This is a genomic window from Planosporangium spinosum, assembly GCF_049999945.1.
Taxonomy (GTDB): Bacteria; Actinomycetota; Actinomycetes; order Mycobacteriales; family Micromonosporaceae; genus Planosporangium; species Planosporangium spinosum.
On record NZ_JBLYUB010000035.1, the window covers coordinates 1 to 20,469 of the forward strand.

Annotated in this window: 22 protein-coding genes and 2 pseudogenes; 16 read left to right on the forward strand and 8 right to left on the reverse strand. The window is 72.7% G+C overall.

Features of this window, described 5'->3' with window-relative positions; genetic code table 11:
- Positions 1-192: 192 nt before the first annotated feature.
- The 3 genes and pseudogenes from ACNTMW_RS30540 to ACNTMW_RS30550 form a co-directional block, all read right to left on the reverse strand.
- Positions 193-1,746, reverse strand: a complete 1,554-nt coding sequence (locus ACNTMW_RS30540) for a GGDEF domain-containing protein (RefSeq protein WP_426637422.1) — start codon at positions 1,744-1,746, stop codon at positions 193-195.
- Between the two features lie 387 nt (positions 1,747-2,133).
- Positions 2,134-2,442 (reverse strand): annotated as a pseudogene (locus ACNTMW_RS30545) (LysR substrate-binding domain-containing protein); the annotation flags it as partial.
- A gap of 166 nt (positions 2,443-2,608) precedes the next feature.
- A complete protein-coding gene (locus ACNTMW_RS30550) occupies positions 2,609-3,595 on the reverse strand; it encodes a galactose-1-phosphate uridylyltransferase (protein ID WP_426637423.1) in 987 nt (328 codons plus the stop codon).
- Positions 3,596-3,762: 167 nt separating this feature from the next.
- Between ACNTMW_RS30550 and ACNTMW_RS30555 the strand changes: the two genes are divergently transcribed.
- The 9 genes from ACNTMW_RS30555 to yut all read left to right on the forward strand — a co-directional run bounded on the left by ACNTMW_RS30555 (position 3,763) and on the right by yut (position 12,161).
- A complete protein-coding gene (locus ACNTMW_RS30555; protein ID WP_426637424.1) occupies positions 3,763-5,379 on the forward strand; it encodes a GGDEF domain-containing protein in 1,617 nt (538 codons plus the stop codon).
- A 144-nt stretch (positions 5,380-5,523) separates the two neighbouring features.
- Complete coding sequence (locus ACNTMW_RS30560; protein ID WP_426637426.1) at positions 5,524-5,826, forward strand: urease subunit gamma; 303 nt, start codon at positions 5,524-5,526, stop codon at positions 5,824-5,826.
- A gap of 32 nt (positions 5,827-5,858) precedes the next feature.
- Positions 5,859-6,338 (forward strand): urease subunit beta, encoded by a 480-nt coding sequence (locus tag ACNTMW_RS30565; protein WP_426637428.1) that lies wholly within the window; start codon positions 5,859-5,861, stop codon positions 6,336-6,338.
- Positions 6,339-6,366: 28 nt separating this feature from the next.
- The gene (locus tag ACNTMW_RS30570) at positions 6,367-8,085 is read left to right on the forward strand and encodes an urease subunit alpha (protein WP_426637429.1); all 1,719 of its coding nucleotides are present in this window, start codon (positions 6,367-6,369) and stop codon (positions 8,083-8,085) included.
- Between the two features lie 45 nt (positions 8,086-8,130).
- On the forward strand, positions 8,131-8,706 hold the full coding sequence (locus ACNTMW_RS30575) for an urease accessory protein UreE (protein ID WP_426637430.1): 576 nt from the start codon (positions 8,131-8,133) through the stop codon (positions 8,704-8,706).
- Entirely contained in the window at positions 8,703-9,392 is a 690-nt protein-coding gene (locus tag ACNTMW_RS30580; protein WP_426637431.1) for an urease accessory protein UreF, read from the forward strand. The genes ACNTMW_RS30575 and ACNTMW_RS30580 overlap by 4 nt, the downstream gene beginning before the upstream one ends.
- Before the next feature lie 54 nt (positions 9,393-9,446).
- Positions 9,447-10,082: an urease accessory protein UreG gene (ureG, locus tag ACNTMW_RS30585; protein WP_426637432.1), complete on the forward strand. Its 636-nt coding sequence runs from the start codon at positions 9,447-9,449 to the stop codon at positions 10,080-10,082.
- Positions 10,083-10,086: 4 nt separating this feature from the next.
- Positions 10,087-11,001 carry an urease accessory protein UreD gene (locus ACNTMW_RS30590; protein ID WP_426637433.1) on the forward strand — a complete coding sequence of 305 codons (915 nt, stop codon included), beginning with the start codon at positions 10,087-10,089 and terminating at the stop codon, positions 10,999-11,001.
- Positions 11,002-11,066: 65 nt separating this feature from the next.
- Positions 11,067-12,161 (forward strand): urea transporter, encoded by a 1,095-nt coding sequence (gene yut / locus ACNTMW_RS30595; protein WP_426637434.1) that lies wholly within the window; start codon positions 11,067-11,069, stop codon positions 12,159-12,161.
- On the opposite strand, the gene ACNTMW_RS30600 is transcribed toward yut, so the two are convergent.
- Positions 12,162-12,560 (reverse strand): rhodanese-like domain-containing protein, encoded by a 399-nt coding sequence (locus ACNTMW_RS30600; protein WP_426637435.1) that lies wholly within the window; start codon positions 12,558-12,560, stop codon positions 12,162-12,164.
- A 259-nt stretch (positions 12,561-12,819) separates the two neighbouring features.
- Here ACNTMW_RS30600 and ACNTMW_RS30605 point away from each other — a divergent pair, with 259 nt between their 5' ends.
- The 3 genes from ACNTMW_RS30605 to ACNTMW_RS30615 all read left to right on the forward strand — a co-directional run bounded on the left by ACNTMW_RS30605 (position 12,820) and on the right by ACNTMW_RS30615 (position 14,922).
- On the forward strand, positions 12,820-13,230 hold the full coding sequence (locus ACNTMW_RS30605; protein WP_426637436.1) for a hypothetical protein: 411 nt from the start codon (positions 12,820-12,822) through the stop codon (positions 13,228-13,230).
- Positions 13,230-14,429 carry a glutathionylspermidine synthase family protein gene (locus ACNTMW_RS30610; protein WP_426637437.1) on the forward strand — a complete coding sequence of 400 codons (1,200 nt, stop codon included), beginning with the start codon at positions 13,230-13,232 and terminating at the stop codon, positions 14,427-14,429. Before ACNTMW_RS30605 ends, ACNTMW_RS30610 begins: the two co-directional genes overlap by 1 nt.
- Before the next feature lie 73 nt (positions 14,430-14,502).
- On the forward strand, positions 14,503-14,922 hold the full coding sequence (locus tag ACNTMW_RS30615; RefSeq protein WP_426637438.1) for a DUF350 domain-containing protein: 420 nt from the start codon (positions 14,503-14,505) through the stop codon (positions 14,920-14,922).
- Positions 14,923-14,995: 73 nt separating this feature from the next.
- Here ACNTMW_RS30615 and ACNTMW_RS30620 read toward each other — a convergent pair whose 3' ends face one another.
- Positions 14,996-15,448 (reverse strand): hypothetical protein, encoded by a 453-nt coding sequence (locus ACNTMW_RS30620; RefSeq protein WP_426637439.1) that lies wholly within the window; start codon positions 15,446-15,448, stop codon positions 14,996-14,998.
- Positions 15,449-15,523: 75 nt separating this feature from the next.
- Positions 15,524-16,288 carry a putative protein N(5)-glutamine methyltransferase gene (locus tag ACNTMW_RS30625; RefSeq protein ID WP_426637440.1) on the reverse strand — a complete coding sequence of 255 codons (765 nt, stop codon included), beginning with the start codon at positions 16,286-16,288 and terminating at the stop codon, positions 15,524-15,526.
- Positions 16,289-16,680: 392 nt separating this feature from the next.
- On the opposite strand from ACNTMW_RS30625, the gene ACNTMW_RS30630 reads away from it, so the two are divergent.
- On the forward strand, positions 16,681-18,054 hold the full coding sequence (locus ACNTMW_RS30630) for an L-serine ammonia-lyase (RefSeq protein WP_426637441.1): 1,374 nt from the start codon (positions 16,681-16,683) through the stop codon (positions 18,052-18,054).
- A gap of 8 nt (positions 18,055-18,062) precedes the next feature.
- Here ACNTMW_RS30630 and ACNTMW_RS30635 read toward each other — a convergent pair whose 3' ends face one another.
- Both ACNTMW_RS30635 and ACNTMW_RS30640 read right to left on the reverse strand, forming a co-directional pair.
- Positions 18,063-18,191, reverse strand: a complete 129-nt coding sequence (locus ACNTMW_RS30635) for a hypothetical protein (RefSeq protein ID WP_426637442.1) — start codon at positions 18,189-18,191, stop codon at positions 18,063-18,065.
- Positions 18,192-18,327: 136 nt separating this feature from the next.
- On the reverse strand, positions 18,328-18,720 hold the full coding sequence (locus ACNTMW_RS30640; RefSeq protein ID WP_426637443.1) for a DUF2237 family protein: 393 nt from the start codon (positions 18,718-18,720) through the stop codon (positions 18,328-18,330).
- Positions 18,721-18,840: 120 nt separating this feature from the next.
- On the opposite strand from ACNTMW_RS30640, the gene ACNTMW_RS30645 reads away from it, so the two are divergent.
- The 3 genes and pseudogenes from ACNTMW_RS30645 to ACNTMW_RS30655 all read left to right on the forward strand — a co-directional run.
- Positions 18,841-19,428, forward strand: a complete 588-nt coding sequence (locus tag ACNTMW_RS30645) for a hypothetical protein (protein ID WP_426637444.1) — start codon at positions 18,841-18,843, stop codon at positions 19,426-19,428.
- Positions 19,429-19,542: 114 nt separating this feature from the next.
- Positions 19,543-19,908 carry a hypothetical protein gene (locus tag ACNTMW_RS30650; RefSeq protein ID WP_426637445.1) on the forward strand — a complete coding sequence of 122 codons (366 nt, stop codon included), beginning with the start codon at positions 19,543-19,545 and terminating at the stop codon, positions 19,906-19,908.
- A 114-nt stretch (positions 19,909-20,022) separates the two neighbouring features.
- A pseudogene (locus tag ACNTMW_RS30655) lies at positions 20,023-20,421 on the forward strand (ornithine decarboxylase); the annotation flags it as partial.
- Positions 20,422-20,469: the final 48 nt, after the last annotated feature.

Here is a 20,469-nt window from a genome sequence, read left to right on the forward strand (position 1 = left end):
GCCGACGCCGCGCCGACGCCGCACCGGGCGCCGTCCGGACGGGCGGCCCAGGGCAGCGGGCAGCGCGCGGAGGCAACCGGCACGACGGGGGCCAACCGCAGGATGGGGGACAACCGGCACGACGGGGCAGCGGGCAGGGCGCGGGGGCAACCGGCACGACGGGGGCAGCGGGCACCCGCGGGTGTCGCGCGCTCACCGGTCGCCACTGACGGCTGAGGATCCCACCGGTGGTGCGGAGGAACGGGGGAGCGCGGTGCCGCGGGAAGTGTCCGCGCTCGCAGCGGCGTTCACCGGCGGGACGGTGGAGTGGTACCGGCGCTGTGCCTTGCCGGCGTACATGGTCGCGTCCGCCGTGCCGATCAGCGCGTCCCGGCCGACCATGGAGCCCGGTACCGCGACCGCCGCCCCCATTGTGACCCCGACGGTGACGGTGACTCCCGATAGGCGTACCGGCGCTGCGATGGCATCGGAGATTCGCTCCTGGAGCCGTTGTACGGCCTGCTCCGGCTCGCCGCGGCAGAGGATCAGGAACTCGTCTCCGCCGAGTCGGCCGACGATGTCGCCGCGGCGGACACATCCGACGAGCCGGGAGGCGATGGCCTGAAGGACGGCGTCGCCGGTCCGGTGCCCCAGGCGGTCGTTGACCGGCTTGAATCCGTCGAGGTCGCACAGCACGACCGCGATCCCGTCGAGGTCACCTCGGTCGACCTCCTCGAGCGCATGGTCGATCTCCGCGACGATGTGCCGCCGGTTGTACAGGCCGGTCAGCTCGTCGTGGCTGGCGTGGTGCGCCAGGGTTCGCTCCGCCGCCGCCCGCTGCGTCGACAGGAGCTGGAAGCGCATCAGTACCAGTGGTACGACCAGGAGCGAGCCGATTGGGAGCAGAAGGCTCTGGCCGTCCGTACCGCGCAGCGTCTGCACCGCCGCGATCAGCGGGTTGACGCACAGCGCGACGCCGAGCCAACCGAACCGTGGCTGGCAGGGTGTGAGCCGGGTCGTGGGTTGGGGCTGGGTGCAGTACGGGGCCGCTGGATGCACCGGCGCGGCGGCGAGGGTGAGGTAGCCGAGCATCATGAACTCGGCCGTCCACAGCGAGGTGCCGTGCACCGTGACGACGGCGGTGGCGATCCCGAGTACGGTCAGTGCCGAGCAGAGGATCATGTACGCGAGTGGCCCCCGCGCCCTCCTCGCGGTGAGCCCGATGCGCGCCAGGGAGGCTGCGACGCCACACAGGATCAGTACGTCGGTCAGTAGCAGCAGTTGCCCGAGCGCCGTACCCTGGTCGCCCAGGCGGGGTCGGATCACCCACTCCCAGATCGGACCGCCGCAGCACAGTCCCACCATCGCGGCGTCGAGGATCCCGCCGAAGTCCGTGGCAGCGTGCCGGCGCAGGGCCGCCCCGCTACCGATGAGGAAGATCAGGTGGGCCGTCGCGATGGCGATGTCGGCTAGCGAACCCTCGGCGCGCCCCAGGTGATGGTCGGTGATCCAGGTCGGCCAGATCAGGTTGCTGCCCGCCAACATCGCAAGGCCACCGACGGCGATCCGCCAGGGCCACCGATCCGGCAGGTGGTCGGCGCGGAGCGCGGTCAGGAAGGTGATGATGGGTACGGCCGTCACCAGCGCGTACATGGCGGTGCGCCCGGAGTCGCCGGCCAGCGCGTACAGGACGGTCACCGTGCCGGCCGTGACGAGGAACCCGGCGTGCACGATGGCGGCCGGCGCGGTACGGGTGGGCCAGCGCATTGCGCTCTCCTCTCCCTCGGCCGCGCGCGGCGGGGAAACGATGGGCCGGGTGGGCGATCGTGTGGGGGCGGAGCCGACCGGTCGGGGCGCCGCTACGGAGGCGAACCTGGCGGGTGCGGTCGGCTTCCACGCTGCCGCGCCAGCGCATCGTCATCGCCGTGTGCATCGTCGACGCTATGCATCGTCAAAGCAGTCCACCTGAGGAGAGGCCGTCCACCTGGGGAGAGCACGCCATCAGCGTAGCCGATACGACATCGACGACGAGCACTCGACGGTCGGGTCGGCACACGCCGCGGCGCTCCACCTCCCGGCCGCTGTGCGGGTCCGTGAGCCGGAGCGCCATGGCGGTCGGCGCAGGCCGGGCCGGTGACGAGGGTGTGCTCTCTCCTACTTGGCGTCGGCTCCCGCCAGATACCCCTTGGTCAGGTCCGACAGGAACGGAGCGCGGATCTCCTTCAAGCCGCCGGGGAGCGCCGGTTCGGGCTGGTGCACCAGCCCGAACCGGCAGGTCAGTCGCGGTTCCAGCGCCCGCACGACCGCACCGGCCCGGGCCGCCTCGGCGGCGTACCGCCGGGTCAGGAACGCCGCACCGGCACCGGCGAGCACCATCGGTACGACCGCCTCGCGGTGGCGGGCCATCGTCGAACGGCGCATCCGTACCCCGGCCCGGTCGAGTGCCGCGAGCACCGTGGCGCAGCGCGCTGTGCCCCTGGATGCCGATGACCGGCGTACGGTCCAGCGCCCTCACCGCAGCGGCCGGGTTCCCCGTGACTCGCATGCCGCCCGAGTCGATTCGGACCGTACCGCCACGCATCGACGATCGTCCGTGTATTGCGGGTTCCGCCGGGCAGCGGCCGACGGGTCAACCGGCGAGGGCCTGCCGGAGCGCCAGTGCGGTCTGCTCCGGTGCGGTCGGGTTCACCGCCACCCCGGTGGCGTACTCCAGCCCGCCCGGCGTGGTGACCCTCGGGTACACGGTGACGTGCCACCGGTACCAGTCCGGCGCGGCCGGGTCGTTCGCCGGGCCGGTGTGCACGACCAGGTTGTAGTCCGGATCGTCGAGGACCGTGGCGAGGGCGGCCAGCACCCGCGGCAGCGTCTCGGCCAGGGCCGTGAGGGCGTCGTCGGAGGCGTGGGCCAGGTCGGCGGCGCGGTCGGCGGGCAGCAGCGTCGTCTCGTGCGGCACGGTGGCGGACCAGGGCTGGAACACCAGCATCGCGTCGGTGTCGCTGACCACCCGGGTACCCGCGCGCCGCTGCGCCTCGGCCAGGTCGTCGTGCAGTCGGCGTCCGGTACGGGTGAAGTGCTCGCGGGCTCGCTGCCACCGGCGCACCAGCCCCGGTGGTGCCTGGTCGAGCGCCACGAGTTGGCTGTGCGGGTGGGCCAGGGAGGCGCCGGCGCCCGTGCCGTGGTTGCGGAAGACGCTGATCGCGCCCGGGTGGCGGGTGTCGAGCGCCCGGCACCGCTGCCGGATCGCGAACAGGACCGTGGCCACCTCGTCCGGGCTGGCGGAGCGCGGGTCCCAGTCGTGCCGGGCGGACTCCACGATCACCTCGTGCCGTCCGGTGAACGGCAGCGCCGGCGGAGCCGGCGTACCGTCCCCGGTCTCCACCAAGGGGTACCGGTTCGGCACGACACGTACCTGCCAGGCGTCCGCACCCGCGGGTACCCGCAGCACCTCCGGCGGCGTCATCGCCTCGTTGCCGGGGCAGAACGGGCAGGGCGGGGGCCCGGCCGGCCCGCCCGCCGGCTGCCCGGCCGGGCGCGGTACGTCCGCCGGGCGCCCCGCCCGCCGTGGCGCGACGACGGTCCAGTCCCCGGTCGTGGGGTCGACGCGGGCCTCCACCATTCCGGGGCTCCTTCCGGTCGTGGTCTGCCGGCGGCTGGCCGACTCCGGTGTCCGCCGCACCCGAACGGCAACCGGGCGATGCGACGTCTACAACCGGTCACCCCTACCGTGATCATGGTAGTCAAGATCACACGGGTACGGTGAACATGAATACGGCTGTGCAAACGGTGCCAGCGTCCGAGGCTCATGCTCCGACGGCGTACATCGTCGACCTTGCTGGACTGACCGACCCGATGCCGCGCACCGAGGGGGAGCTGGCGGCGGCGCTGCAGACGATGGAGATGGTCCCCGTCGACGAGTACCGTACCGTCGTCGGACCCGCCGAACGGGCCGAGCGGCTGGCGGCCGAGCTCGGCCGTCCGGACCTGCAGATGCGCGCCCGGCTGATCCTGGCCGACGTGCTGCGCCGCGACGGTGACATGGTCGAGTCGAGCCGCATCGCCCACGAGATCCTGGCGGCGGCGATCGAGCGCGGCGACGACTACCTGCGCGCCCGCTGCCATCACCTGCTGGCGTACTTCTTCCGGCACATCGGCGACTCGGCCGACGCGCTCTCGCACGCCGTCCAGTGCGTAGCGCGCACCCACGACGACGTGCCGGCCCGCATCCGCGCCCGGCACCTGTCGGTCCTGGCGGCGACGTTGCAGCAGAGTGGCTCCCGGGACGAGGCGCGGCGGCGGTTCCAGGAGGCGCTCGACATCGCGACGGCCACCGGCGACAGCGAGATGCAGTTGCAGATCCTCAACAACCTGGCCTACACCGAATACCAGAACCGCGACAGCGGCGCGGCGAACGCCCACATCGCGCAGATGCGGGCGGTGCAGGCCCGCGCCGGCGTGACGCTGAACGCCAGCTACCTGGACACGATCGCCCGGGTGGAGATGATGAGCGGCCGGTACGCCGAGGCCGAGGCCACCCTGCGCCCGGTCCTGGACGAGTCGGCCGGCCATCTGCTCGCCGACGCCGACTCGCTCGGCGAGTGCCTGCTGACGGTCGCCGAGGTCCAGCGGCTGCGCGGCGACGTCGTGGCGGCCCAGATCACCCTCGACCGGACCGTCCGGGTCTGCCAGGAGCGTGGCCTGGCGTCCGCGCGTGCCCGGGCCCGCGACGAGCAGGCCCAGCTGTACGCGGCGACCGGCCGCTACCGCGAGGCGTACGAGGAGCACCGGCGCTTCCACAACGACACCATGGCGCTCCAGTCGGCGCAGCGGGAGGCCCGTGCGCGGGCGCTACAGGCCGTCTTCGAGACCGAGGAGGCCCGCCGGGAGAGCGTCCGGTTCCGGGAGCTGGCCCAGCGGGACGCGCTGACCGGCCTGTACAACCGCCGCTACATCGACGAGCAGCTGGCCGGCCTGCTGGAACGCGCGGCCTCCGACCGGGCGCCGCTGGCGGCGGCCCTGATCGACCTCGACCATTTCAAGCGGGTCAACGACACGTGCTCGCACGCTACCGGCGACGCCGTGCTTCAGCAGGTCGCCATGCTGCTCGAGGCGGCGGCGCCCGGCCCGGCCGTCGCCGCGCGTCTCGGCGGTGAGGAGTTCCTGCTGATCCTGCCCGACACCGACGCCGACGCCGCGGTCCGGCACTGCGAGCGGCTGCGCGAGGCGATCGCCCGCCACGCGTGGGGGCCGGTGACCGGTGGGCTGCCGGTCACCGCCAGCATCGGCGTCACCTGCGCCGCCGCCGGGCAGACCACATCCTCGGCGCTGCTCGCCCAGGCCGACCGCAACCTGTACGCGGCCAAGCGCACCGGACGCAACCGGGTCGTCGCCGACCCCGGCTGACGGCCGACCCCCGGCCCGGGGGCGTTCCTGCGGCCACCGGCCGGGGTGTGCATCCCGCTCCCGGCCGGGCGCTTATCCGGCCGTGCGCGGGGAAGGGGCACCTTCTGCCGCTGTGCGGGTGCGCGGCCGGCCGGAGGGACGCTCATGTACCTGACGCCCAGGGAGTTGGACAAACTGCAGATCCTGTCGATGGCCCAGATCGCGCAGGCGCGCCGGGCCAGGGGACTCAAGCTCAACTATCCGGAGGCGGTCTCGATCATCGCGGCGACCGCGCTGGAGGGTGCCCGGGAGGGCAAGCCGCTGGAGGAGGTGATGGCCGCCGCCCGAACGGCGCTGACCCGGGACGACGTGATGGAGGGCGTCGCCGAGCTGGCGCGGTTCGTCCAGGTCGAGGCGGTCTTCACCGACGGCACCCGGCTTGTCACCGTGCACGGCCCTATCCAGTGACACGGTCCCGTCGCAAGTGAGGGGGCGGCGTGATGACGGATACCTCGTCGTCGGTTCCGCCGGGTGGGTACATCCTGGCGTCCGAGCCGCTGGAACTCAACGCCGGGCGCCCGGCCATCACCGTCGAGGTCACCAACACCGGTGACCGGCCGGTACAGGTCGGCTCCCATTTCCACTTCTTCGAGGTCAACCGGGTGCTGGCGGTCGACCGCGGTGCGGCGTTCGGGATGCGGCTGGACATTCCGGCCGCCACGTCGGTCCGGTTCGAACCTGGCGACCGGAAGACCGTCAGGCTGGTCCCGTTCGCCGGCGCGCGGCGTGCGTACGGCTTCAACGGCCTGGTGCAGGGCTGGACGGGTACCGGTCCGCCGCCCGGCTACCAGCCCGACCGGCCCGCGGCCATCGCGCGCGCCGCCCGCCGCGGCTTCCTGACCCGGCCGGGCGACGACGGCGGCAGCGGTGACGGCGGCGACGACCGTGGCGGCGACGCCGAGGTGACGGGGGCCTGGTGATGGCGCCCCGCGTCGAGGAGCGCGGCTGATGAGCCAGATTTCACGCCGGCAGTACGTGGATCTGTACGGCCCGACCGTGGGCGACCGGATCCGGCTGGGGGACACCGACCTGTACGTCGAGATCGAGCGGGACCTGCGCGTCCTGGGCGACGAGGCGGTGTTCGGCGGGACGAAGACCATCCGCGACGGCATGGCCCAGGACAACCAGACGACCTCGGCGGGCGGCGCCCTCGACCTCGTCATCACGAACGCGACCATGATCGACCCGGTTCTCGGGGTGGTCAAGGGGGACGTCGGAGTCAAGGACGGCAGGATCGTCGGGGTCGGCAAGGCCGGCAACCCGGCTACGATGGAGGGCGTCACGCCCGGCCTGGTGATCGGCACGGCGACGGACGTGCTCTCCGGTGAGCACCAGATCCTCACCCCGGGCGGCATCGACAGCCACGTGCACTACATCTCGCCCCAGCAGGTCCAGCACGCCCTCAGCAATGGCGTCACCACGTTCCTGGGCGGCGGGATCGGACCGACCGACGGCAGTAAGGCCACCACGGTCACCGCCGGCACGTGGAACCTGGAGTTGATGCTGCGGGCGGCGGAGGGCCTGCCGGTCAACATCGGGTTCCTGGGCAAGGGCAACTGCGCCGGCCGGGCGCCGCTGGACGAACAGCTCCTGGCCGGGGCCGCCGGTATGAAGATCCATGAGGACTGGGGGGCGACCCCGGCGGTGATCCGGACCGCGCTCGCCGCCGCCACCGACTTCGACGTGCAGGTCGCCATCCACACGGATACCACCAACGAGAGCGGATACGTCGAGGACACCGTCGCCGCCTTCGCGGGCCGGACCATCCACACGTACCACACCGAGGGCTCCGGCGGCGGGCACGCTCCGGACATCATCAAGGTCGCCGGCGAGCTGAACGTGCTGCCCAGCTCGACCAACCCGACGCTGCCGTACGGCATCAACTCGCAGGCCGAGCTGTACGACATGATCATCGTCTGTCACAACCTGAACCCGACCATCCCCTCGGACGTCGCGTTCGCGGAGAGTCGGATCCGGCCCGAGACGATCGCCGCCGAGAACGTGTTGCAGGACATCGGCGCGATCTCGATGATCGCGAGCGACGCCCAGGCGATGGGGCGGGTCGGGGAGAACTGGCTCCGCGCGGTGCAGACGGCGGACGCCATGAAGGCCGCCCGCGGCAAGCTGCCCGAGGACGCCGAGGGAAACGACAACTTCCGCGTCCTGCGCTACGTGGCCAAGGTGACGATAAACCCGGCCATCACCAACGGCATCGCGTACGTCCTGGGCTCGATCGAGTCCGGCAAGCTGGCCGACCTGGTGCTCTGGGACCCCGCGTTCTTCGGGGCCAAGCCGCGCCGTGTGATCAAGGGCGGGCTGGTCAACTGGTCGGTGATGGGCGACCCGAACGGCTCGCTGCCGACCCCGGAGCCGGTGGTCTACCGGCCCATGTTCGGCGCGCACGGCGGGGCGCTGCCGGAGACCTGCGTGACGTTCATGTCGCGGGCGGCGTGCGAGGCGGGCGTGGCCGAGCGGCTGGGCCTGCGCCGGCGGGCGCTTCCGGTCAGCGGCACCCGCACGCTGACGAAGCGGCACATGGTGCGCAACGACCGTACGCCCCACATCGAGGTCAACCCGGAGACGTACGCGGTCATCGTCGACGGCGCGCACGCGACCGTGCCGCCGGCCCGGTCGATCGCGCTCAACCAGCTCTACTTCTTCAGCTGACCGGTGCCGCCGGCGTCAGCGACGGTGCGGAGAGGAACGGCGGGAGTGCTCATCGAGTCGGTACTCGGCAACGTGGACGACCCCGACCGGCGTGCGCAGCTCGGCGCGGTCACGGTCGACGCCCTGGTGCTCGACCGGTGGGAGGCCCAGCGCAACCGGCTGCGCAAGACGACCGAGGGCGGCATCCCGGTCGCCCTCGCCCTGGACCGGGGCAGGCGCCTGCGCGACGGCGACATCCTGTCCTGGGACCGCACCACCGGCACGGCCATCGTGGTCCGTGTCCGGCTCGGTGAGGTGATGGTCGTGGACCTGAGCGGGCTGGCCGCGCAGCCGCCGGGCGACGCCCTGCGGACCGCGGTGGAGGTGGGGCACGCGCTGGGCAACCAGCACTGGCCCGCGGTCGTCAGGGACGCGCGGGTGTACGTACCGGTGACCGTCGACCGGGCGGCCATGGACGCGGTGATGCGTACCCACGCGTTCCGGGGTGTCACCCACCGGTTCACCGCCGGCACCGAGGCCGCCGCGGTCCTGTCGTCGGACGAGGCGCGGCGGGTGTTCGGCGGCGCCGCGCAGGTACCCCATCGGCACCCGCCCGGCACCGGGGGCGAGGTGTGGCGGTGACCGCGATCCCGGCGCTGGTCCGCGCGCTGCAGTTCGGAGACTCCGCGTTCCCGGTCGGCGCGTTCGCGTTCTCCAACGGCCTGGAGTCGGCCGTCCAGGACCGGGTGGTCCACGACGCCGCGACGCTCGCCGAGTTCGTGCGTACCGCCACCCGTCAGGCAGCTACCTGCGACGGCGTCGCCCTGCTCGAGGCCCACCGGGCCGCCCGGTGCCGTGCTCCGGAACGGATCCGGGTGGCCGACCGGACGGTGCACGCGTACAAGCTCGGCGAGGAGGCGCGCGCCATGACCGTCCGCATGGGGCGCAAACTGGCCGAGGGCGCCGCGCGCGTCGTGGGCGGCCCGGCGCTGGACCGGTGGCTGCGCGAGATCACCGACGCGACCACGCCGGGGACCTACCCGGTCGGCCTCGGGCTGGTGCTCGCCGAGACGGGGGTGGCCGAGCCGGACGCGTTCGCGGTCCACCAGCACGGGGTGGCGCTGATGATGCTCGGTGCGGCGCTGCGCCTGATGCCGCTGCACCACCTCGACGGCCAGGCCGTGCTGTACGCGGTGGACGCGGCGGTCGCCGGCGACTACCGGTCCGTCGCGGGCCTGACCCTGGCCGACATGTCGGCGTTCACCCCGCAACTGGACGTCCTGGCGGCCCGGCATGTGGGCGCGCACGTGCGGATGTTCATGAGTTGACCGGCGTGGCGGCGGCACCGGGCGGGCCGGGAGAGCGAAGGCACGGAGGCGGGGATGAAGACGATCGGTCGGATCGGCGTCGGCGGCCCGGTCGGCAGTGGCAAGACCGCCCTCATCGAGGCGATGGCACCGCGCCTGGTGGCCCGCGGGCTGAAGCTCGTCGTGGTCACCAACGACGTGGTGACCACCGAGGACGCCCGGCACGTGCGGGACGCGCTCGGCGGTGTCCTGGTACCCGAGCGGGTCGTCGGCGTCGAGACCGGTGCCTGTCCGCACACGGCGGTACGCGAGGACCCCAGCATGAACCTGGCCGCGGTGGAGGAGATGGAGGCGCGGTTCCCCGACACCGACGTCGTGCTGGTCGAGAGCGGGGGTGACAACCTCACGCTCACCTTCAGCCCGGCGTTGATCGACTTCTTCGTCTACGTCATCGACGTCGCGGCCGGCGACAAGATCCCGCGCAAGGACGGCCCCGGCATCACCCGCTCGGACCTCCTCGTGATCAACAAGATCGACCTGGCCCCGTACGTGGGAGCCGACCTGGCGGTGATGGCGCGCGACGCCGCCGCCCTGCGCGGTGACCGGCCGGTGGCGTTCACCAACTGCAAGACCGGGGAAGGCGTCGACCGCCTGGTCGCGCTGATCGGGCGCGACGCCCTGTTCGACCTGCCGGCCGTGACCTGGACGTGAGCGCGTGCGCTCCCTGAACGCGGTGCCCGAGCTGGCCCCCTACCACGACGAGCCGGCGCAGTTGCCCAGCGGCGCGTCCGGCAAGGACGGCTCCCTGCACCTCGGCTTCGCCCGCCGCGGGGCGCGCACGGCGCTGGTCGGCCTGCGGTACCGGCCGCCACTGCTGGTGCAGCGGGAACTGCACTGGGACGAGGAACTGCCGGACGCCGCGTGCGTGGTCGTCGTCGACACGGCCGGCGGCGTGGTGCAGGGCGACCGGTACACCGTCGACGTCGACCTGGGCGAGCGGGCCCGGGCCCACGTCACCACGCAGTCGGCCACCCGGATCCAGGAGATGGACGCCAACTACGCCAGCCAGGTCCAGCGCCTCGTGCTGCGCGACGGCGCCTACCTCGAGTACCTGCCCGAGCCGGTGATCCCGCACCGGCACAGCCGCTTCGTCACCCGTACCCACGTCCGCCTGCCGGAGACGGCCACCCTGGTGTACGCCGAGATCCTGCTGCCGGGGCGTACCCACTACCGCACCGGGGAGGTGTTCGGCTACGACCTGTACTCGTGCGGGTTGAGTGCCAGCCGGCCGGACGGGACGCCGCTGTTCGCGGAGAAGTACCTGATCGAGCCGGGGCGGTGCAGCCCGGCCCGGCTCGGCGTGCTCGACGGGTACCGCGTCTTCGGCAACGTGCTGCTGCTGACCTCCGCGGCCGCCGCCGAGCGGGTACTGGCCCGGGTCCCGGCGGTGGTGGACCGGGCGGGACGGCGGGCGGCGGGCGCGAGCCGGCTGCCGAACGGCGCCGGCCTGAGCTACCGGATCCTCGCCATGGAGTCGGAGCCAGTCCGCGCGATGGTACGCGACTTCTGGTCGACCGCCCGGCGCGCGGTCACGGGCCGTCCGGCACCGCCGCCGTTCCCGTGGCGGTGACCGGAGGACGCCAGGGCCGGTGGCTCACGGACGTGCGGTGAACAGGAAGTGAGGCGGTGACCGCAATGCGACTCCCGCACATGGAACACCGGCACCGGGACCTGTCGCGTGACGGCACCGGGTACCGGGGCGTCCCGCACGTGGAACTCCCGGACAGCTGGTTCCGCGCCACCGAGCGGCACCGGGTGGTGCGCTTCGCCGACGACTGCCTGCGCGGGGCGTCCCAGGTGTTCCTGCAGAACAACGCGCTGACCGGCCTGATCATCCTGATCGCCGTCGGCTGGGGCGCGGCCGCCGCCGGGGTCCCGCAGGCCGCCGCCGGCGCCGTCGCCGGGCTGGTGGTGGGTACCGCCACGGCGACGCTGCTCAGGGTCCCGTACGCGGCGGTCCGGGACGGCCTCTTCGGCTTCAACCCGCTGCTGACCGGCCTCGCGCTGCCGATCTTCCTGAGAGCCACCCCGCTGCTGTGGGTGTACCTCGTGGTCGGCGCCGTGGTCACCACCGTGGTGACCCTGGCCGTCAACGCGGTCTTCCGTACCTGGGAGGTTCCGGCGCTCACCTTCCCGTTCGTGCTCACCACCTGGCTGCTGCTGCTGGCGGCCTACCAATTCGGGCGGATCAGCACCGGCACTCTCGGGCCGCCGACGCTGCCGCACGGCGTCGACCCGAGGGCCGCGCGGGTACCGGTGACCGGGGCGTTCCTGACCCCCAGCCTGCTGCGGGATGTCTCGGAGGTGTTCCTGCTCGGCAGTTGGGTGGCCGGCCTGCTCATGCTGGTCGCGCTGGCGCTGAACTCGCTGTGGACGGCCGGCTGCGCCGTCGTCGGTGCCGTGGTGAGCACCGTGATCGCGGCGTGGTTCGGTGCCGGCGGCACGGCCGTCGCCGCGGGCCTGTACGGCTTCAGCGCGGTGCTCACCGCCGTCGCCCTGGGCGGCGTCTTCCTCCGCCCGTCCCGCCGGGCGATCCTGTATGCGCTGGTCGGGGTCGTGTTCACGGTCGTCGTCCAGGGGGCGCTCAACACCGCCCTGGCGCCGGTCGGCGTACCCTCCCTCACCGCCCCGTTCGTGTTCGTCACCTGGCTGTTCCTGCTGCCCAGGCGGGAGCTGGCGCCGACCGGGCACCGCGAGCTGCCCGACCACGACGTGACCGGGGCATGCTGATCAGCGGCGTACGTCGGCCGGGCCGGACGTGAGCGGCAACCCGGCGCGCTGCCACGCCTCGACCCCGCCGATCATGTCGGTGGCCCGCCACAGGCCGATGGCGCGCAGGCTCGCGGCGGCCAGGCTGGAGCTGTACCCCTGCCGGCACACCACCACGACCTGGACGTCGTGGTCGCTGGCCTCCGGGATGCGCGCGTCGCTGCGCGGATCCAGCCGCCACTCGAGCACCGTTCGGTCGATCACCAGTGCCCCCGGCAGTTCGCCCTGCTCGCGGCGCTGGACCTCGGTACGGGTGTCGACGACCAGCGCACCGCCCCGCAGCGCCGTCTCGGTCTCCTGCGGGGTCAGCCGGCGTACCCCGGCGCGGGCCCGGGCGAGGACATGATCGATTCCTGGCATGGCGGGGACGGTACCCGGTACCGGCCCGGGCTACTCGGGGTGCGGGTCGATCGGAATTCGGGAGCCGGGCGCGCCGGCCGCCGGGACCGGTGCGAAGGTGCCACGGCTTCACCCGGGGGAGAGGTCCACACCTCGCCGATCTGGCTGAGACGGCATTGACCTGGGGAACTATCCTGTTGATCACCCCCTGGGCGGCCGGGCCGCCCGTTGTAGTGACGAAGGACGGCAGATGCCACCGACCCGGAGGAAATCCGCTTCCGTGACCCTGGGCGTGACCTCGATGCTCGCGGTTGCGCTGACCACGACCGGGTGCTCGCGGCCGGCGCAGCGGGTGTCCGGCGAGTACGGCGCGGTGTGCGTCGACCCGAAGACCAACCAGCGCATCGACGACGACTACTGCGACGACGACCACCACTACCACTCGGGTGGCGGCTGGTACTTCATCCGGTCCGGGCGGCCCTACCCGGCGAAGGGCCAGCGGGTGTCCGGCGGTTCGTTCACCCGGCCCGCCGGCGGCTCCGCGGTCCGGTACGGCGGACTGTCCACGACCGGCGGCACGGTCACCGGCTCGTCCGGCACCAAGACAGGCAGCGGGACCGGCAGCAAGGCCGGCAGTGGCACGGTGTCGCGGGGCGGCTTCGGCGGCAAGGCCGGCGGGAGCGGCTCCTGATGCGCCGGCACCGCTGCACGCCCCGGCCGGACTGGCGGCGAACCGTCGAGTCACAGGGCCTGGTCTTCCCCGTCACCGACCTTCCGGACGGCACCGAGGCGCCGTACTGGTACGAGTCGGCCTACTACGAGCTGACGATGGCGCAGGTCGAGGAGTTGGAGGAGACCACCGAGAACCTGCACCGGATGGCCGTCGAGGTGGGCCGGTTCCTCGCCACCGGCGCGATGGGCAACCTCGGCCTGCCCGCGCTCGCCCTCGACCTGGCCCGCGAGTCGCTGGTGAAGAACCCACCGTCCCTGTACGGCCGGTTCGACCTGCGTTACGACGGTACCGGCCCGGCGAAGCTGCTGGAGTACAACGCCGACACGCCGACCGGGCTGGTCGAGTCGGCTGTCGTCCAGTACTTCTGGGCCGAGGACGTCTTCGGTGACCGCGACCAGTGGAACAGCCTGCACGACCGGTTGGTGGCGGCCTGGCGGAACCAGTCGATGATGTTCCGGTCCCCGACGGTCCACTTCGCCCACAGCACCGCCGACACCAGCGGCGAGGAGTGGATGACGGTCGCGTACCTGCGCGACACCGCCGACCAGGCCGGGCTGCACACCGTCGGACTCACCGTCGAGGACATCGGCTACGACTCGGCGACCGGCCGGTTCGTCGACCTCGACGAGGCGCCCATCGACACCTGTTTCAAGCTGTACCCGTGGGAGGACATGCTCACCGAGCGGTTCGGCGTCTACGTCATGACCGACCCCGGCAGCGTCACCTGGCTGGAACCGCTGTGGAAGGTCCTGCTCAGCAACAAGGCGCTGCTGGCGGCCATGTGGCATCTCTACCCCGACCACCCGAACCTGCTCCCGGCGTACCTGGACGCGCCCGGTCCGCTGACCGAGTGGGTGGCCAAGCCCCTGCACGGCCGGGAGGGCGACAACATCAGGATCCACGCCGACGGTGTGGAGCTGACCCAGCCCGGAGGGTACGGCGCCGAGGGGTGGTGCTACCAGCAGTGGGCGCCGCTGCCCGACTTCGACGGCAACAAGGCCGTCCTCGGCAGCTGGATCGTCGACGGCAACGCCGCCGGCCTGGGTATCCGGGAGTCCGACTCCTGGGTGACCGACTACTACGCCCGCTTCGTCCCGCACGTCATCGACGCCCCGCGCCCGGACAAGGCGACGGTCCGGCAGTGGCTGGACGAGTAGCGGCGCCCCGCCGCTGACGTACCCTCCCTTCCGCCCGTACCGCACCGTTCCCGCACGAAAGGCCCCGCCCGTCATGCTCGCCAGCCTCGGCTACGCCGTCGCCTACACCGCCGTGGGTATCGCCCTGCTCACCGGTGGCTTCTTCGCCCTGGACCTGCTCACCCCCGGACGGCTCGGCAGGCACATCTACCACCACCGCAGCGTCAACGCCGGGATCGTGCTCGCCTCCGGGTTCCTCGGCATCGGCGCGATCACGTTCACCGCGATCTGGACGAACGCCACCAACGGCTTCGGTAGCGCCCTGGCCTGGACAGTGGCGTTCGGAGTGTTCGGCATCGTGCTGCAGGCGGTCGCGTTTGTCGTGCTGGACCTCATCACACCCGGCCGGCTGGGCGAGATCGTGGTGGAGGTGCCGTTCCACCCGGCCAGCCTGGTCACCGCCGCGTCCCAGCTGGCCGTCTCCGCGATCATCGTCGCCTCGATCACGCCCTGACCGGCGCGCACGGCGCGGAGCGCCAAGATCATCTCTGTGGTTCTCCGGAAGCCCGGAGGCGGAGCGGGGAGGTCTACGCGTCGCCGCGCAGCCGGCGCCACTCCGCCGCCGGCAGATCGACGTCGACGAGGTGGTCGAGCCCGTCCAGGCCGGCGACCGACAGCACGTCCGGCAGCGCGTCCGCGAACACGAAGTGACCGCTCTGCAGCGTGTCGCAGTGCTGGCAGCCGTTGGACAGGTGGTCGCCGCCGGCGGCGCGGCTGGACCGGACCTTCACCGGCGCGGCGACGTCGTACCGGCCGGCGGCGTGCAGCAGCCGCGCCGCCGTGCCGAGGGTCGACTCGTCGTCACAGGCCACCAGCCGGTCGGCGGTGGTCGCGGCGGCCGGATGCAGGCCGACCACGACCGTCGTCGGCCGTCCGCAGCTCCAGCACCGCAGGGTCAGCCCGCGGACCGTCACCCGCACCGTGCCCGGCGGGCCCCCGCGTGGATGGCCTGGCCCGTTCACGCCACTGTCGTCCCTCACGGGCGGTGACCCTACGTCACCGTTACGACAGTTCTCCGTACCAGGTGTGGCCGGACCACGACTGTGCCCCGGGCCTCAGGAGCGGCCGGCGACCACGGCCGTGCCCAGCTCCTCGTCGGTGGTGACCGTCGGGGTGAGCCCGGCCGCGACGAACGCGTCGACGGCCGCCTCCGCCTGGCCGGTGGACGTCTCCACCAGTAGGTGCCGGCGCGGCGCGAGCCAGTCCCGGGCCGCGGCGGCCACCCGGCGCAGGACGTCGAGGCCGTCGCGGCCGCCGTCCAGGGCCACCAGCGGCTCGTGCAGCCGCGCCTCCGGCGGGAGGAACCCCACCTCGTCGGTGGGTACGTACGGGACGTTCGCCACCAGGACGTCGACGCGGCCGCGCAGCCGGGCCGGGAGGGGGCCGTACAGGTCGCCGGCGTACACCCGGCCGCCGAGCGGTGCGAGGTTGCGCCGCGCGCACCGCACCGCGGCGGGTTCGACGTCCACGGCGTACAGCGTGACGTCACCGACGAGCGTCGCCACCGCCAGGCCCACCGCGCCCGAACCGCAGGCCAGGTCTACGATGGTGGCGCCCGGCGGGGCGAGCGCCGCGGCCCGCCGTGCCAGCAGTTCGGTGCGGCTTCGGGGCACGAAGACCCCCGGGTCGACCGCGATCCGCAGCCCGCAGAAGGCGGCCCAGCCGACGACGTGTTCCAGTGGCAGTCCGGTGACCCGCTGGTCGACCATGGCCCGCAGTGCCGCCGGGGTCGGTGCGGACTCGACGAGGATGCGCGCCTCGTCCTCGGCGAACACGCACCCGGCGGTGCGCAACGTGCGGACGATGGCGGTCCGGCTCAACGCCGGATCGGGGTGGTGTGGCGGCAATGGGTAATAACCTTCCGGGAGGCCAAGGGGCGCTCCCGCGGTTACCGTCGCGTCGCCTGGCGCGGCGGAGCCGCCTGGCCGCACGGTGGGAGCACCCCGCCGGTCGTGACGAGAATCGGTCCCACCTCCTCGCGGTAGCAGCGGTTGAGTGCGCCGACGTTACCACGGCGGACCGTGCCCCGGCGGACATCGGTTCATTCCACGCCGTCGTTGGGGGTCGTCGGGTGAACGTGCGGAACATGTCCGTCGGCGGACGTCACCGCCCGGCGATTGGCGCCCGCGCGTACGCGCGCGACGATGTTCTCGTACCCTCGCAGGCACCACGTCGGTGATCCCGAGTGGGCCACCGTCACGATCGGAAATTGATGAGCCTCAGCGTTTTCGACCTGTTCTCGATCGGCATCGGCCCGTCGAGCTCGCACACCGTCGGCCCGATGCGGGCCGCGGCCACCTTCGCCGAGTCGCTCGCCACCGACGGCCTGCTGGCCGCCACCTCAGGCGTCGAGGCGGAGCTGTTCGGCTCGCTGGGCGCCACCGGGTACGGTCACGGCACTCCGAAAGCCGTCCTGCTCGGCCTGGAGGGGTACCGGCCGGAGTCGGTCGACCCGGACGCCGCCGAGCGGCGCCTCGCCGAGATCCGCGCGACCGGCGGGCTGCACCTGCTCGGCCGGCACCCGATCGCGTTCACCGAGGACGCGCACCTGACGCTGCACCGGCGCCGGTCGTTGCCGTACCACTCCAACGGCATGCGGTTCCGGGCGCGCGACGCCGCCGGGGTCGTCCTGTCCGAGCGCACCTACTACTCCGTCGGCGGCGGCTTCGTCGTCGACGAGTCGGCGGCCGGCGCCCGGCGGATCGTCCCGGACGCCACCCCGCTGCGCTACTCGTTCACCACCGGCGCCGAGCTACTGCGGCACGCCACCGACAACGGGCTGTCCATCAGCGATGTCATGCGCGAAAACGAGCTGGCCTGGCGGTCCGAGGCCGAGGTACGGGCCGGGCTGCTGGGCATCTGGAAGGTCATGCGGGAATGCGTCGACGCCGGGTGCAACCGGGAGGGCACCCTGCCGGGTGGCCTGAAGGTACGCCGCCGCGCGGCGGCGCTGCGCCGCTCGCTGGAGCAGGGCAGCGGTGACGACGGTGGGCTGCGCGCGATGGACTGGGTGACCCTGTACGCCCTCGCCGTCAACGAGGAGAACGCCGCGGGCGGCCGGGTGGTGACCGCGCCGACCAACGGCGCGGCCGGCATCATCCCGGCGGTCCTGCACTACTACACGACCTTCGTACCCGGTGCCGACGACGACGGCGTCGTCCGGTTCCTGCTCACCGCCGGGGCGATCGGGGTGCTGTTCAAGGAGAACGCCTCGATCTCCGGTGCCGAGGTGGGCTGCCAGGGCGAGGTGGGGTCCGCCTGCTCGATGGCCGCGGCCGGCCTGGCCGAGGTGCTCGGCGGCACCCCCGAGCAGGTCGAGAACGCCGCCGAGATCGGCATGGAGCACAACCTCGGGCTGACCTGCGACCCGGTCGGTGGTCTGGTGCAGATCCCGTGCATCGAACGCAACGCCGTCGCGGCCGTCAAGGCGATCACCGGCGCGCGGATGGCGCTGCGCGGCGACGGTCGGCACCACGTCTCGCTCGACAAGGTCATCAAGACCATGCGGGAGACGGGTGCGGACATGAAGACCAAGTACAAGGAGACCGCCCGTGGCGGCCTCGCGGTGAACGTCATCGAGTGCTGACCGGCCGGTCAGGCGTCCTCCCGCTCCGGGGTTTCCAGTCGGAAGAAGTTGCTCTGCCGGCCGTCGGTGAGCGTCTCCTGGAAGATGACGTTGAGCCGGCGGCGGTCGACCGTGCCGAACCACTCGTCCCAGCTCACCGGCCGGTACGGCGCTGCGTTCGTCGGCCCACGTCCGGATCACGTCGTGGTTGGTGGTGGACAGGGTCTTGCCGGGCTCGTCCGGTATCTCGTCCGGCGAGCGGTGCTGCTACCCGCCACCGGGTACCGGAACGCGTCAGAGGAGGGAACCGGGGTCGGCCGGTACGTCGACGGCGTGCTGCTGGAGCGCTTCGAGCGGGATGACATCGAGGGCGCGGGCGTGGGTGGCGGCGAGGACCACGGGTGCGGCGACCCCGTCCTCGTACGCCTCCAACCAGCGGGACGCGACCACGCACCAGCGGTCGCCGGGGCGCAGCCCGGGGAAGCGGTACTCCGGCCTCGGCGTGGTCAGGTCGTTGCCGATCCGGCGCTGGTAGTCCAGGAACTCGGCGGTGACCACCGCGCACACGGTGTGGCTGCCGAGGTCATCCGGCCCGGTGCTGCAGCACCCGTCCCGGTAGAACCCGGTCACCGGGTCGGTGCCGCAGGGTTCGAGGTCGCCGCCGAGTACGTTCCGGTCTCCTGTCATGGTCACAGCCTCGCATCCCACGCGCGCCGACGCGGCTCCGGCTCTCAGCCGTCACATGTCACACCCGGGTGTTGCAACCTGGGGTTGACAAAGCAGGGTTGAATTGGTGAGCCTTGAGTCATGACGAACAGCACTCCCGCCGCGCGGGGAGCCGGCCCCGTGCCGACGCCGGCCGAGCGGCCAACCGAAGCCGCCCGGACGCCGGCCGAGCCGCCAGCTGATGCCGGAACGGCGCCGGGCTGGACGACCGAGGTCCGGCGCGAGGACGCCGGACTGGAGATCGTGGGCCGCTGGTCGGGGCGGACCGGCGAGCCGGCCTCCGACGGCCCCCGTGAGCTGGTCATCCGACTCACCGACGGCGCCGCGCCCGGCGCCCGGCAACGCGGCGTCACCTCCGGTGTCCTGCGCCGGGTCGAACGCCACCTCGGTGACATGGAGGCGGAGGCGCACCGGATGCCGTCCGTGGGTGGCTTCCAGGTGATGGTGCGCCGGTATCTCGAAGGTCGGCTCGCCACGTTGCCGGAGAACCCGCGCCAGGGCGGGGACGCCTACTACAGCGGACTGCTGGACATCTTCGAGGACCTGGTCGGCCGGGGCCACCCCGAGCCGGTCAACGCCCTCGCCTCGGCCATGGGCGTACCCAAGGACACCCTCAAGACCCGGCTGCGGGTCGCGCGCCAGCGCCGGGGTGACGGCTTCCGCGGCTGACCCCCGCCGTGGGCGCGGGACCCTCCGACCCCGGGGACCCGCCGTGGCGGCGGGTACCCGCGACCGGGAGTCGCTGCCGTCGCGGGGCCGGCGCCGGTGGGCCACCATCGGGGAGTGGGCGGCGATTCGCGGTTGGCCCCTGGAGACGGGGCCGAACAGGTACCACCGGCGAAGCTGCGCCGGCGCGTGGCGCTCGAAGCGCTGCTACGGGTCTTCGACCCGGACACCCCCGACGTGGGCCAGCGGCTGGCCGCGGTCCCGCGGATGCTGGCCGCGACCGTACGCGGCGACTACGACGGCGGCATCCGTGTCCTGCGGATGGTCATCGTCGCCGGCTACCTGTTCTCCCCGCTGGAGTTCATCGCCGACGTGTTCCTCATCGCCGTCGGGTTCGTCGGCAACGCCGGGCTGGCGGCCTGGCTTGCCGGCGCGCTGCTGGACGAGACCGAACGGTTCCTGGAGTGGGAGCGGCGCCACTGACGATCTCCGTCCACGTTCCAACCCGACCCCGCGCGGCTACAACAGCAGGTGAATGCCTGTACGGGCAGGGTCGAACCGATCGAGGGGCGGTGGACGGACCACTCGCGCGCGCCGGTGTTCGAGGCGCTTGAGGAGTACCGGCGGCGCGGGGACGTACCGTTCTCCGCGCCCGGGCACGGGCAGGGCCGCGGGGTGGATCCCCGCGTCCTCGAGGTGATGGGTCCCGGAGTGTTCGCGTCCGACGTGATCGGCCGCAACGGGCTCGACGACCGGCGGATGTCCCAGGGCGTCATCGCACAGGCCCAGGAGCTGATGGCGGACGCGGTCCGTGCCGAGCACGCGTTCTTCTCCACCTGCGGCAGTTCGTTGTCGGTGAAGACGGCGATGCTGGCGGTCGCCGGGCCGGGGGAGAAGGTTCTGGTCTCGTGCAACGCGCACAAGTCCGTGATCGCGGCGGTGATCATCAGCGGGGTGCAGCCGGTCTGGGTGCACCCGCACTTCGACCGCGACCTGCACCTGGCCCACCCGCCGATCGACATCGCCCCGCCGGGGTGGGTCGCG